This is a genomic window from Rhodococcus sp. BP-241 (genome assembly GCF_019836145.1).
In the GTDB taxonomy this organism is placed as follows: Bacteria; Actinomycetota; Actinomycetes; order Mycobacteriales; family Mycobacteriaceae; genus Rhodococcoides.
In genome coordinates this window covers 507,515-521,319 of sequence record NZ_JABUEI010000002.1, presented here as the reverse complement: position 1 = coordinate 521,319, position 13,805 = coordinate 507,515, and the positions used below count along the sequence as shown (strand labels likewise).

The window sequence follows — 13,805 nt, the reverse complement described above, 5'->3', positions numbered from 1 at the left end:
GGAGTACGAGTATGACCAGCACCCCCACCGCGGCCCCGCCGGCCCGCGCCACCCGACCGCCTACGGTGCGGAAGCGGGGAAGCTCACGGGCCCGGAAACGGCAAGGTATTCTCTACGCGGCTCCGACCGCGGTGTTCCTCGTCGTGTTCTTCGTGGTCCCCGTCGTTCTCGTCTTCCGAATGTCGGTGTCGGACTGGGGGCTCTTCACCGGTGATCGCGGCCTGAACTTCCCGAGTAACTTCTCCGATGCGGCGACCGACCGATTGTTCTGGCCCGCAGTGTGGTTCACCGTCAAGTACACCGTGGTGACCACCGTCATCCTGCTCGGCCTCGCGCTGGGCATGGCACTGCTGGTGCAGGAATCCGGCCGCTGGTCGTCCTTCGTGCGCACGTCGTTCCTCATCCCGAGTGCGCTCGGCCTGGCCTCTGCCTCCCTGCTGTTCTACGCCCTGTACTCCCCTCAGGCGGGGCCGTTCACGGCCCTTCTCCGCTGGACAGGTCTGAGCGAGGACCCGGTGTCCTTCCTCGGTAGCCCGGACAGGGCGCTGTGGTCGACCGTCGCACTGGTCGTGTGGCGCTTCGCCGGCTTCTACATGCTGCTACTGCTCGTGGGACTGCAGTCCATTCCCGGCGACGTGTTCGAAGCCGCGCGAATCGACGGTGCGAGCGCCTGGCAGACGTTCCGCCACATCACGCTGCCGTTGCTCAGACCGTCGCTGGCGCTGTCGACGATCCTCTGCGTCACCGGGTCGTTGCTCGCCTTCGACCAGTTCTACATCCTCACCAAAGGCGGGCCCGACAACAGCACCATCACCATCGTGCAGTTGGTCTACTCCATGGCTTTCCAGGGCTCCAGCGACCTGGGCAGAGCTGCTGCCCTGTCGATCATCGTGCTGGCCGGGCTGATTCTGCTCAACGCCGTCCAGTTCCTCGGTCTTCGTAGAGACAAGGACTGACATGACCACGACTCCCACCACCAGAACAGCGATCGACGCCGCCGCCACCCGGCCCACACCTGCACGGCGCCGCCCTCGTCGCGCGCGCTCCCTGGCGACCATGGGCCGCAACACTTTCACGGGTGCGCTCGCCCTTCTCTTCTTGTTTCCCATGGTCTGGGCCGCGGTCTCCTCGGTGTCACCGCAGGGCGGTACCGCCCAGACCGACGGGATCGGTCTGGGCAACTACCGGACCCTGATCGACTACCAGGCCGGCGTGGGGCAATACTTGCTCAACTCGATGTTCGTGTCGGGATTGACCGTGCTGCTCACCGTCGTCGTCTCGCTCCTGGGCGGGTACGCCTTCGCTCGGTTCGAGTTTCCCGGCAAGAATCTGCTCTTCCTCGGCACACTGGCCATCCTGATGGTGCCCTACGCAACCCTTCTCATCCCTCTGTACGTCCTGCTCAACGGCATCGGACTTCAGAACTCCCTCGTCGGACTGGCACTGGTGCTCACCATGTTCCAGCTCCCGTTCGCGACCTTCATGATGCGCATCTCGTTCGAGGCCGTGCCGAAGGAACTCGAGGAAGCCGCTCTCGTCGACGGCTGCGGCACCTTCACCGCTCTCGTCCGAGTGCTGCTGCCGGCAGTTCGCGCAGGCCTGATCACCGTGGGACTCTTCGCTTTCCTGGCGGCGTGGAACGACTTCATCACCCCGCTGATCCTCGTCTCGGACTCCGACAAGATTCCGCTGCCCCTCGCGATCGCGAACCTGCGCGGACAGACGATGGGCATCGTGGACTACGGCGCCACCGAAGCGGGCGTGGTCGTTCTCGCCGCTCCCTGCATCCTCATCTTCCTTCTCCTGCAACGTCACTACGTGCGTGGCTTCATGTCCGGCGCACTCAAAGGATGACCGTGACCCACTCCTTCTCCATTCCCATGACACTCCGGGCAACCACCGACGAGGACCCGGTGAACTCCACCGGCGCCGACGTGAGCGTGCCGGCTGCACCGGTGGCCCCCACCCGCTCACGACTGCGACCGCTCGGCGTCGGCGAGGTCACCATCACCGGTGGCCCATGGGGCCGTCGCCAGGACGTCAACGCCTCGGCGACTCTCGCTCATATCGAGCACTGGCTCGAGCACGAGGGGTGGCTGGGCAACTTCGACGCCACAGCCGCCGGCGAGTCTCCCGCCGGTAGGACGGGGCGCGAGTTTTCCGACAGCGAGGTCTACAAGCTGCTCGAGGCGCTCGCATGGGAACACGGCCGTAGTGGCGATCCCGCGGTGGACCGGCGCATCCGAGCGATCACCGCGCGGATCGCCGCAGCCCAGGACAGCGACGGGTATCTCAACACGGTGTTCGGCCGCCCGGGCGGTCCTGCGCGGTGGAGCGATCTCGAATGGGGCCACGAGTTGTACTGCCTCGGCCACCTGTTCCAGGCCGGCGTCGCCCGCGCGCGGACATCCGGTTTCGACGAGTTGCTCGCAGTGTGCACCCGCGCTGCGGATCTGGTGTGCGAGGTCTTCGGTCCGGACGGGCGCGACGCCGTGTGCGGCCACCCCGAGATCGAACCGGCACTCGTGGAGCTCTATCGCGTCACCGGCACCCGTCGCTATCTCGACCAGGCGGAATTGTTCGTGCACAGGCGCGGGCGGCATCTACTCGGAGAAATCGAGTTCGGCAGCTCGTACTTCCAGGACGATATCCCTGTTCTCGAGGCAGACGTATTGCGCGGGCACGCCGTCCGTGCGACCTACCTTTCGTCCGGCGCAGTCGACGTGGCGGTCGAGACCGGCAACACGGAGCTGCTCGGGGCCATCGTCCGGCAGTGGGAGAACACTGTCGCGCGGCGCACATACCTGACCGGCGGCATGGGGTCTCGCCACCAGGACGAGGCGTACGGAGAGGACTTCGTGCTGCCGCCCGATCGTGCGTATTCCGAGACATGCGCAGGAATCGGATCCGTGCAGCTGGCATGGAGACTGCTGCTGGCCGAGGGCTCGCCGCGCTACGCCGATCTCATCGAACGCACGCTCTACAACGTCGTCGCCGCGGGGCCGTCCGACTCCGGCACCGCGTTCTTCTACACCAACACGCTTCACCAGCGGGTGCTGGGAACGGTGCCCGATCCCACCAGAGCCGTTCCGCGCGCGGCGTCCTCGTTGCGAGCGCCGTGGTTCGCCGTCTCGTGCTGCCCCACCAATGTCGCTCGCACCTTCGCCAGCCTGCAGACACTGCTCGCCACCGCGGACGACGACGGCATCCAGCTGCACCAGTACGCGCCGGCGACCATCACGACGACACTTCCGGGTGGACGCAGGCTGACTCTGTCCATGCGCACCGAGTACCCGAGAGCCGGACGCGTGGAAGTCTATGTCGACTCCGCGCCGTCCACGCCGGTCAGCATCACCTTCCGGGTGCCGGGTTGGGCGGTCGGCGCCACGCTGACCGACCGCGGTGTGACCCGTTCGGCCGCACCAGGGACGGTCACGACCACCCGGGTGCTGGTATCCGGCGATCTCCTCGTGCTCGAGCTCCCGATAGCGCCACGTCTCACGGTCGCCGACTCCCGGATCGACGCCGTGCGGGGCACCGTCGCCGTGGAACGCGGGCCACAGGTGCTCTGCCTGGAGTCGGTGGACATGCCCGACCGGCGACACGTCGACGACTTCGTCGTCGATCCGGCGCGGGGTCCTGTCGACGACGGGGGCGACAGGATCCGCGTGCACGGCTGGGTACACGACCGTGACAGCGACCCGTGGCCGTACCACTCCCCCGGGAGCGCTGCGCCGCAGGGCGACTCGGTGTCCGTCGTTCTCCGGCCCTATTCCGACTGGGCCGAGCGCGGCCCCTCCACCATGCGGGTGTTCCTGCCCGTCTCCACACCGACCGAGGAGTCCTGACGTGGCTACCGTGACATTCGACCAGACGACGCAGCACTACCCGGGGTCCGACCGCCCCGCCGTCAACCGACTCGATCTCGAGATCGCCGACGGGGAATTCCTCGTGCTCGTGGGACCGTCCGGTTGTGGTAAGTCCACGTCGTTACGCATGCTCGCCGGTTTGGAGGACGTGACCGAAGGCACCATCTCGATCGGCGACCGCGACGTCACCGATCTACCACCGAAGGACCGCGACATCGCGATGGTGTTCCAGAACTACGCGCTGTACCCACACATGTCGGTCGCGGACAACATGGGCTTCGCCCTGAAGATCTCCGGAATGTCGAAGAGCGAGACCCGCAGTCGCGTGGAGGCCGCCGCACGCGTCCTCGACCTCACCGAGTATCTGGACCGCAAACCCAAGGCTCTCTCGGGAGGACAGAGACAGCGAGTGGCCATGGGCCGCGCCATCGTTCGCCGACCCCGCGTCTTCCTGATGGACGAGCCGCTGTCCAATCTGGACGCCAAACTCCGCGTCCAGACGCGGACGCAGATCGCGGCACTGCAACGCCGCCTCGGAGTCACCACCCTCTACGTCACCCACGACCAGGTCGAGGCCATGACGATGGGAGATCGGGTCGCAGTGATGAAGTCCGGTGTGTTGCAACAGGTCGGAACCGCGCGCGAGCTGTACGACCGCCCCGCCAACTCGTTCGTGGCCGGCTTCATCGGCTCGCCGGCGATGAATCTACTGTCCGCCCGTGCGGTCGACGATCACGCCGTGGTCGGTGATCTCCGGGTGCCCCTCGCGCGCCAGGTGACTCGCAAGGTGACCGGTGACATCCTGCTCGGCGTCAGACCGGAGGCCCTTCGGGTCACGAGTGCAGCGAGCGGGCTGACCATCGAGGTCGACGTCGTCGAGGAGATCGGCGCCGACGCGTACGTCTACGGCCGGGCGTTACGCGACGGTGTGGCTCCTCCACTCGAAGACCAGTCCACCCCTCTCGTCGTTCGGGTCGACGGTCGCGCCGCGCCGAAACCGGGAACCACCCTTCACCTGGCGACGGATCCGGACCAGGTGCACGTGTTCGACGCCGCCTCGGGTCTGCGTCTGGGGTGATCCCGCCGGCCGCGATCGTAAGCTGACGATCATGCCCACCTTCGTGACGGACGACGACGTGACCCTGAGCTACCTCGACGAAGGCAGCGGTCCCGTCGTCGTCCTGGTCGCCGGGTTCGGCGCTCCGGCGACCACGTGGGTGTTCCAACAGGATGCGCTCGTGCGGGCCGGGTATCGCGTGCTCGCGCTCGACCGGCGCGGCCACGGCGACTCCGAGGCACCCGATCACGGCGCCACCATGGCGCGGCACGGCCGGGACCTCGACAACTTCCTCACCGCGGTGGGCGTCGAGACTGCCGTGCTGATGGGTGGCTCCATGGGCGCGAGCACCGTCTGGTCCTACATCCGTACGACCGGGACGTCGAGGGTCCGCGGTGTCGTCTCGGTCGATCAGACGCCGAAGATGATCAACGACGCCTCGTGGCCGCACGGCTTCTACGGTCTGACCGACGCCACCGTCGACGGGTTCTTCGCGAAGGGCATTCCCGCCACGGGACACGGACCCTCGACATTCGCCTCGCTCCTCCCCGTCGCGAAACTGATTCTGCGCCTGCGGTCGATGCCCAGAATGGTGTCGTCCGAGACACCGCCCATGAGAGCACTTCTCGACGACCACGCCCGCCAGGACTGGCGCGCGGACATCCGGGCCGCGGACGTACCGATCCTCATGATCGCGGGACGGAACAGTCAGTTCTGGCCCTCGGATCACGCAGTGGTCACCGCGCGCGACACCGCGCAGGGTCAGGTCGCGCTGATCGACAGCGGCCACGCCGCGAACATGGACCGTCCACGTGAGGTGAACGAGGCCGTGCTGACCTTCCTGCGCGGCATCGGGTACTGACTGTCGTCTGCGCGACGGACAGTGGAGATGCCCGTCGTCTGATTGCATGGACCGGTCACAGTCCGCAGATGGTGAGCTCTGCGAAGCATGCCCCCGACGTCGGGGTCCCCCGAAGTCGTGGCTACCGAGCTGCCCGGAACAAAACGTACGGTCCTCCCAGAACAGCAGCGCAGCGCTGCTGCGCCGAGCAGGGGGACCGATACAGATGCAGGCAATGATGACCGACGACGACATCGTGAGACCGGCCCTCAGCGTGCGGGAGGTGGAGGTCCTGCGGGCGTGGATCATCAGCGACTCGAAGGGCACCGTCGCACGGTCGCTCTTCATCTCCCCCGCCACGGTCAACACCCACATCGCGCGCATTCGCGAGAAGTACGAGGCGGTAGGCCGCTCCGCCGGGTCCAAGGCCTCGCTGGTCGCCCGAGCACTGCAGGACGGTCACGTGGGGTTGGACGAGCTGTAGGTCGCCTGGCGTTTTCGCTCCGCTCACGCCACCTACCGGCGGGATGCCGCGCGACAGGGCGCCGAGAGGAGCAGAAACTCCACCGCTCAGACCACGACGATCGTGACCCCGGCGTCGCGGAAGGGCTGCACCTGTTCCTCGGTCGCGCCGGCATCCGTCACCAGGGTGACGCCCTCGGGGAGGGGTGCCCAGGCGTGGAACGGGCGCTGCCCCAGCTTCGCCGCGTGCGCGAGCACGTAGACCGTGCCGGCGCGTTCGATCATCAACTCCTTGAGCCGCGTCTGCTCCAGCTCGGCCTCGCAGATGCCGCGGTCGGCGGTGACCGCGTCCGCACCGAGGAAGGCGCGGTCAAAGGACACCCGTGCCAACGACGCCTCGGCGAGCGGCCCGACGAAACCCTGCGACAGGTGACGCAACGTACCGCCCAGGCACTCGACGCGGACGTCGTCGGCATCCGCCAGCGCCTCGAGCGCAGTGAGACCCGCGGCGATGACCGTGAGGCCCGTCGAGTCACGGAGGTACTCCCCCATGGCACCGACGGTGGTGCCGGCGTCGAGAAGCACCGTCTCGCCCGGGCGCACCTCTCCCGCAGCCCACTTCGCGATCGAACGCTTGGCGTCGAAGCCCTCGACCGCACGCTGTCGCAGCGACGACTCGGGGTGTGGGTCGAGCGCGATCGCGCCACCGTAGGTGCGCGCGAGAAGCCCCTCGGCGGTCAGCTGCGATAGATCCCGACGAATGGTCGAGGCCGTCACGCCGAACTGCACGGACAGGTCTTCCACACTCGCCAGACCACTCGTCTTGGCCAGGCGGACGATCTCCGCGCGCCGCGCCTGTGACTCCCTGAGCGCCATACCCGAAACCTAGCCGACGTCGGCGGTGCTGGTCGCCAGTTCGGCGGCCTGTCGCAGGGCTTCCACCATGCTGCCGGCCTCGGCGATGCCCTTGCCCGCGATGTCGAACGCGGTGCCGTGATCCACGGAGGTACGGATGACGGGGAGTCCCACGGTGATGTTCACGCCGGCCTCGATGCCGAGAACCTTGACCGGTCCGTGGCCCTGGTCGTGGTACATAGCGACGATGAGGTCGTAGTCACCGCGACCCGCGAGGAAGAAGGCGGTGTCGGCGGGCAGCGGTCCGACGGCGTCGATTCCGTCGGCCTGCAGCTTCTCGACGGCCGGCACGATCTTCTGATCCTCCTCGCCGTACCCGAACAGGCCGTTCTCGCCGGCATGCGGGTTGATACCGCACAGGCCGATCTTCGGGTTGCTGTTGCCCGATCGCACCAGCGCCTCGTACCCGCGGCGGACGGTCCGCTCGACGAGACCCGGCTCGATCTTCGCGACGGCGTCGAGCAGTCCGATGTGGGTGGTCACGTGGATGACCTTGAGCTTGGGCGTCGAGAGCATCATCGACACCTCCTCGGTACCGGTGAGGTGCGCGAGCAGCTCGGTGTGACCGGGGAAGATGTGTCCGGCGGCGTGCAGCGCCTCCTTGTTGAGCGGCGCGGTGCAGATCGCCTGGACGTCACCGGCGACGGCCAGTTCGGCTGCGACACGGATGTATTCGTAGGCAGCATGTCCCGCCACTGCGGACAGCTCGCCCCAGGCCAGATCCGCGGGCAGCAACCCGAGGTCGATGACGTTGATGCGCCCGCTGGTGAACTCGGCATCGGCGATGCGCTCGATCGAGACGATCTCGCACTGCACACCCAGCACGTCGGCCGCGAGTCGCAGACGCGCGGCGTCACCGATGACGACGGGCTTGCACCACCCCGCCACCTTGGCATCGAGCACGGCGGGGACGATGACCTCGGGGCCGATGCCCGCGCCGTCGCCCATCGTCAGGGCCACGACGGGCAGGTCGAGGGTCTGGAGATCGGTCGATGTCATGGCTGTGTCCTTCGGTCGAAGCGTGGTGTCCGGCGAGCCGCCGGTGAGGTAGGAGTGGATGGCAGACAGGCTGTCTCGGTCACCGAAACTGCCCGGCCGCGTGACGACGCGTCGGCCCCGCGGGTCGACGGACACGACAGCGCCGTAGTGCACGTGCCCGAGCGGGCGCAGGGTGTCGATGCCGAGCGCGGTGATGACGGCCCGTGCCGTCTCACCGCCGGTGAGGGCGAGGTCGACCGACAGTCCGTCGGCCCCCGCGCGGACGTACTCGGCCAGGGTGACGGACAGGTCACGGGTACGCGCGACGTCCACGGACCCGGTCACGGTGAGCGCGACCGAACCGTCGCGTAGGGCGGAGGAGAGCACCCGCGTGTCGGCGAGACCGGCAAGCACGTCACCCGCGTCCACGGTGAGCAGCCGCACCCCGTCCTCGGCGAGACGACGAACCTGCTCGACGGCGACCGAGGAGGCGGTGCCCACGACGACGAGGACGGGATCGCCTGTGCAAGCAACGGTCCGAGGCTCGGCCGACCCGTCGAGACCGCGGGCGACGGCGGCAGCGAGGGCCGAGGTACCCACCAGGATCATGTCGGGCCTCTCCGCCACTGCCGCCACCACCGCGTCGAGATCGGCGTCGGACTCGATGTCGCACACGACGACCCCGGTCGCGGCGGAGAGCGCGTCGATGGTGACGAGCGGAGCATCGAGCATGTGCGGCAACGACTCCGGGGGCTCGTCGGACTCGGCGTGCCACAGGTCGGTGTCGACCAGGGGCGATCCGTCGACGTGGAGCACGCCGCCACGGACGACGCGGTCCAGCAGTGGCAGACCGCCCGCGACGACCACCGGCCCGCGGGCCGACAACGCGCGCACCGTGGCGGCGACGTTCCCGCGCAGAAGCGAGTCGATCTTCGCGAGCACGCGTGCGCCTGCGGGTACGGAACGCAGTGCAGAGGACACCAACGATTCCGCATGCTCGGCCGCCAGCGCTCGGGTATCGAGGTCCACGACAGACACTGTGGCGGAACCGATCACGGCATCAAGGGTCAGAGACACATCGGACGTGCGGTCGAGGAACACCCCGGCGACCTCCGCGGCGCCCGAGAGGTCGTCGGCCAGTACGACGACACACGTCGCGCTTCTCACTGCCATCCACCAACTCCTCGTCCTGATCTTCCCATGTGCCCGAACATCCTCAGCCTGTCACTATTGCGTGAATCACGCAATATTCACGTGCTGGTTGCGCGAAACGCGCGTTTCTGCTTTGCTTCGTGACATGGACCACAACGACGCGGGATCGTCGCTCACGCGACACAGAGTGAGCGGGAAGGTGCTGGTGACGACACCCACTTTCGGTCGCTACGCCCATGAGCCCCGAGAAGTACTGATCGCCGACGGACTGTCGGTCGACCAACCCTGGGGCCACGCGCAACCGCCGTCTCGCGATGCCATCGCCGAACAGGCTCGCGACGCGGTGGCCATGATCGTCGGTCTCGACACCGTCGACGCCGACATGTTCGACGCGGCCCCCGACCTACGAGTCGTCGCAAAACACGGCGTGGGTTTCGACAACATCGCGGTCGACGCAGCACGGAAGCGCGGGATCGAGGTGGTGTTCGCACCGGGATCGAACTCGAATGCGGTGGCCGAATTGACCTTCGGACTGATTCTCGACGTGACTCGGGGCATCTCGACGACAGACCGTGCTGTACGCGAGCACCGGTGGGTCAAGAATTTCGGAACCGAGCTCGCCGGGCGCACGCTGGGAGTCATCGGGTACGGGCGGATCGGCCGGTTGGTCGCGGGGTACGCGGCGGCGTTCGGGATGCGCGTACTGGCCCACGATCCGTGGGTGAGTGACGCAGATGTCGCGCGAGCCGGTCACGTGCCGTCGTCGCTGGAGAACTGCATCACGTCGGCGGACGTCCTGACTCTGCACGTTCCCGCCATCGCCGGCGACCCACCATTGCTGGACCGTGCCCGACTGCAGTCGATGCGACCCGGGTCGATCGTTGTCAATGCCTCGCGCGGTGGACTTGTCGACGAGGACGCGCTGGCGCAACTGCTTCACGACGGTCATCTCGCCGGAGCAGGCCTCGATGCCTTCTCCACCGAGCCGCTGGGTGAGTCTCCCCTTCGCGATGCGCCGGGCGTCGTTCTCACCTCGCATATCGGAGCGTGCACGCGCGAAGCGAATCGCACCATGGGAGTGACAGTGGCAGAAGACGTCTCGCGCGTCTTGCGCGGTCTGCCGGCAATGAACTCCGCACTCTGACCTGTCTGGCCACTTTGCACAGAAAGCTCGAGATGACCAATACCGTGAAGTCGAAATCACTGGAAATCGACGACCCCTACGCCCTCGACCCGGAAGACGTTCAGGAACCACCCACGACGTTCACCGGACGCGTGCGACGACTGGGACCCGGCATGATCTTGTCCGCCGCGGTGGTGGGATCGGGTGAGTTGATCCTCACGACCTCCCTCGGGGCGCGAGCCGGGTTCATCCTGTTGTGGCTCATCATCATCGCCACGACGGTGAAGGTCTGGGTGCAGATGGAGCTTGCCCGTCTCAGCATCCTCTCCGGGAAGCCGGCATTGGAACTGTTCTCCGCTGTCGCGCCCACCACCCGCAGAGGGGGATGGATCAATTACCTCTGGATCGGCATGGATTTCACGAAGATGCTGCAGCGAGGCGGCATCATCGGTGGCGCCGCTGCCGCCTGTTCCATTCTGCTGCCACTTGTCGGTGAACCGCTCTCACGGGCATCACTGACCGCGTGGACCGTCCTGATCGTGGTCAGCACTGTGGCGCTGCTCCAGACCGGTAAGTACTCGATGATCGAGCGGTTGGCCGTGGCGTCGGTCGCTTGCTTCACGCTCATCACGGTCGCATTGGCACTGAGTCTGCCGTTCACCGATTTCGGTTGGACCGGTGCAGATCTCGCGACCGGAATGTCGTTTACGATCCCGGCTGCATTCATCGGGATCTCGGTAGCGATGTTCGGCCTCACCGGAGTGGGAGCCGACGAGATGACCACTTACACGTACTGGTGCATCGAGAAGGGCTACGCGCGATGGACCGGACCAGACGACGGTTCCGAGCAGAGGGCGCACCGAGCGTCAGGATGGTTGCGCGTCATGCGCATGGACGTCGCAGTGTCCTGGCTGGTGTGCACGCTCTGCACTCTCGCCTTCTACGTGATCGGTGCATCGGTGCTCCACCCCCAGGGACTGGTACCCGCCGGAAACGAGGTGATCACGACGCTCTCCCGCATGTACACCGACACGCTGGGTCCCTGGGCAGAGGTCGTGTTCCTTCTCGGTGCCATCGCCGTCCTGTGGTCCACCCTGATCGGTTCCGTCGCGAGCGTGCCGCGCTTGTGGACGCACACACTCGGCATTCTCGGGCTCGTCGACTGGAGCGACCCCGCAGCGCGCCGACGGTGGATTCGCATTCTCACCTTCGTGTTCCCGCCCATGTGGGCAGTGTTCTACCTCTTCGTCCAGTCGCCCGTCCTCATGGTTCAGATCGGCGGTATCGGCAGCGGCATCTTCCTGGTGGCCATCGTGATCGCCGTGTGGAAGCTGCGGGCCGCAGAAACGACGAAACGCCACCGTCCGCACCCGGCAGTGACAGGCGCGCTCGTGATCAGTAGCGTCTCGATCATGGTTCTCGGCATCTACTCGGTGCTTCAGGTGTTCGGAATCGAGGTCTCGTGACCGACCTCGATTCGGGCGCGACCCGCACGATGTCCTTCGGCCCGATGGTGCTGGGCACCATGACTTTCGGCGACACCGTCGACCTCGAGGGGTCGCGCGCTCTGCTCGACACCGCACTCGACGCCGGCATCACCCACATCGACACCGCCAACGGGTACGCAGGCGGAGAGTCCGAACGCATCCTCGCGCAGTTGCTCGCCGGTCGACGCGACGAAGTCACCCTCGCCACCAAGGGCGGCATGTTCCTCGGCGACGCAGACGGCCACTCGCCCCTGTCACCCGAGGGGCTGCGGCTCGGACTCGAGGCAAGCCTGCACCGGCTCGGCACCGACCACGTCGACCTCTTCTACCTGCACCAGCCCGACCGCGCGTCGTCGCTCGAGGACACCCTCGGGACCGTTGCCAAGTTGGTGGCCGAAGGCAAGGTGGGAGCGCTCGGCGTCTCGAATTTCGCCGCCTGGCAGATCGCCGAGGTGAACCGCGTGTGCGACGAGGTGGGTGCGCCGCGGCCCGTCGTCGCGCAGCAGCTCTACAACCTGCTGGCCCGCCGCGTCGAGGAGGAGTACGCCGAGTTCGCCGCCGTCAGCGGTATCACCACGATGGTCTACAACCCGTTGGGCGGCGGACTCCTCACCGGCAAGCACTCGTTCGACGAAGCGCCCGGCGAAGGACGATTCGGCGATTCACGCCTGGCCGAGATGTACCGCGAGCGGTACTGGAACACGCAGATCTTCGACGCGATCACGCGCTTGTCCGCGGTGGCGTCGGACGCCGGCATGCCGCTCACCGAGCTCGCCCTGCGCTGGCTCCGGTCGAAGCCCCTCACCGGACCGGTTCTGTTGGGCGGCTCCAAGACCAGTCACCTGCAGGCCAACATCGACGCACTGGGCCGCGGTCCGCTCTCCGACGACGTCGTCGCCGCGTGCGACGAGGTCGGTGCGGCACTGCGCGGTCCGATGCCTGCCTACAACCGATAGGAAACCTTTCATGTCTGCCGCCGATTTCGCCCGTCGCATCCGTTCCCGTGAACGGGCACTGGGCTACTGGTCCGTCATCGACTCCCCCGTCTCCACCGAGTGGCTCGCCCACGTCGGGTGGGACTACATCTGCCTCGATCTGCAGCACGGCCTCATCGGTTACGACGGGATGCTGCGCGGCCTCACCGCCATCGACGCGGCTCAGGGCCCGGCCGGACTCGTGCGGGTCGAGTCCAACGACCAGACCTACATCGGCAAAGCACTCGACGCCGGTGCGCGCGGCGTCATCGTGCCGCTGATCGACACCGCCGAGGACGCCGCCCGCGCCGTCTCCTACGTGCGCTATCCCCCTGCCGGCGTGCGCTCGTACGGTCCGATGCGCTCACAGCTGCGCGTCGGACCGCTTCCCGCCGACGCGAACGACGGTGTCGTCGTGCTCGCGATGATCGAGACCCCCGACGGTCTCGAGAACGTCGAGGCCATCTGCGCCGTGCCCGGACTCGACGGCGTGTACGTCGGACCGTCGGATCTGCGCATCGCCGTCGGTGGCGCCTCCCCCTCGGACAACTCCGTGGACGACGTGTTCGACGCTGCTGTGGTGCGAGTGCAGGAAGCTGCCGCCGCTGCAGGTATCGCGGCCGGCATCCACACCCCCTCCGGCGAGGTCGCGGCGCGGCGTCTGGCGCAGGGCTACACCTTCGCGACCGTGGCCTCGGACCTCACCCACCTCAAAGCTGTGTCCGAGGGGCACCTGAAGGCTGCGCGGGGGTAGGGGTTCCGGTCGAGCGATCCGCGCCGAGAGGAGCGCGAGTGGGCCTGGTGTTCCACTCGTGAGCCGTGCGGGCGGGATCCCGCGCGCAGGACACGCACGTGGAACACCACGACCAGAGCTGCACCGCCTGTCGGACCGCCGCGTTACCTTCCTCCTCCGCATCGACTTCCGGGGGGAAACTATGTGCAGAGGG

12 protein-coding genes are annotated in these 13,805 nt (G+C 67.2%); 10 read left to right on the top strand and 2 right to left on the bottom strand.

The window, feature by feature from the left end:
- Positions 1–11 precede the first annotated feature (11 nt).
- The 6 genes from HQ308_RS05695 (at position 12) to HQ308_RS22475 (ending at position 6,251) form a co-directional block, all read left to right on the top strand.
- Positions 12–956, top strand: coding sequence for a carbohydrate ABC transporter permease (locus HQ308_RS05695; RefSeq protein WP_222645834.1), 945 nt, complete (start codon positions 12–14; stop codon positions 954–956).
- Position 957: 1 nt separating this feature from the next.
- Positions 958–1,854 carry a carbohydrate ABC transporter permease gene (locus HQ308_RS05690; RefSeq protein WP_222639109.1) on the top strand — a complete coding sequence of 299 codons (897 nt, stop codon included), beginning with the start codon at positions 958–960 and terminating at the stop codon, positions 1,852–1,854.
- 2 nt (positions 1,855–1,856) lie between these two features.
- Positions 1,857–3,848: a beta-L-arabinofuranosidase domain-containing protein gene (locus tag HQ308_RS05685; RefSeq protein ID WP_222645833.1), complete on the top strand. Its 1,992-nt coding sequence runs from the start codon at positions 1,857–1,859 to the stop codon at positions 3,846–3,848.
- Position 3,849: 1 nt separating this feature from the next.
- Entirely contained in the window at positions 3,850–4,947 is a 1,098-nt protein-coding gene (locus tag HQ308_RS05680; protein WP_222632802.1) for an ABC transporter ATP-binding protein, read from the top strand.
- 31 nt (positions 4,948–4,978) lie between these two features.
- On the top strand, positions 4,979–5,788 hold the full coding sequence (locus HQ308_RS05675; protein WP_027504895.1) for an alpha/beta fold hydrolase: 810 nt from the start codon (positions 4,979–4,981) through the stop codon (positions 5,786–5,788).
- Positions 5,789–6,002: 214 nt separating this feature from the next.
- Entirely contained in the window at positions 6,003–6,251 is a 249-nt protein-coding gene (locus HQ308_RS22475) for a LuxR C-terminal-related transcriptional regulator (protein WP_027504894.1), read from the top strand.
- Positions 6,252–6,337: 86 nt separating this feature from the next.
- Here HQ308_RS22475 and HQ308_RS05665 read toward each other — a convergent pair whose 3' ends face one another.
- Together HQ308_RS05665 and pdxA are read right to left on the bottom strand one after the other, a co-directional pair.
- Positions 6,338–7,105: a DeoR/GlpR family DNA-binding transcription regulator gene (locus HQ308_RS05665; RefSeq protein ID WP_027504893.1), complete on the bottom strand. Its 768-nt coding sequence runs from the start codon at positions 7,103–7,105 to the stop codon at positions 6,338–6,340.
- Positions 7,106–7,114: 9 nt separating this feature from the next.
- Positions 7,115–9,295, bottom strand: a complete 2,181-nt coding sequence (gene pdxA, locus HQ308_RS05660) for a 4-hydroxythreonine-4-phosphate dehydrogenase PdxA (protein WP_222645832.1) — start codon at positions 9,293–9,295, stop codon at positions 7,115–7,117.
- Positions 9,296–9,479: 184 nt separating this feature from the next.
- Here pdxA and HQ308_RS05655 point away from each other — a divergent pair, with 184 nt between their 5' ends.
- From HQ308_RS05655 to HQ308_RS05640, 4 genes are read left to right on the top strand one after another with little or no spacing between them, the layout of a single operon-like run.
- Positions 9,480–10,418, top strand: coding sequence for a phosphoglycerate dehydrogenase (locus HQ308_RS05655; RefSeq protein ID WP_222632805.1), 939 nt, complete (start codon positions 9,480–9,482; stop codon positions 10,416–10,418).
- A gap of 32 nt (positions 10,419–10,450) precedes the next feature.
- The gene (locus tag HQ308_RS05650) at positions 10,451–11,863 is read left to right on the top strand and encodes an Nramp family divalent metal transporter (RefSeq protein ID WP_222645831.1); all 1,413 of its coding nucleotides are present in this window, start codon (positions 10,451–10,453) and stop codon (positions 11,861–11,863) included.
- Positions 11,860–12,840 (top strand): aldo/keto reductase, encoded by a 981-nt coding sequence (locus HQ308_RS05645; RefSeq protein ID WP_308115685.1) that lies wholly within the window; start codon positions 11,860–11,862, stop codon positions 12,838–12,840. The genes HQ308_RS05650 and HQ308_RS05645 overlap by 4 nt, the downstream gene beginning before the upstream one ends.
- A gap of 10 nt (positions 12,841–12,850) precedes the next feature.
- A complete protein-coding gene (locus HQ308_RS05640) occupies positions 12,851–13,612 on the top strand; it encodes an HpcH/HpaI aldolase/citrate lyase family protein (protein ID WP_222645830.1) in 762 nt (253 codons plus the stop codon).
- Positions 13,613–13,805: the final 193 nt, after the last annotated feature.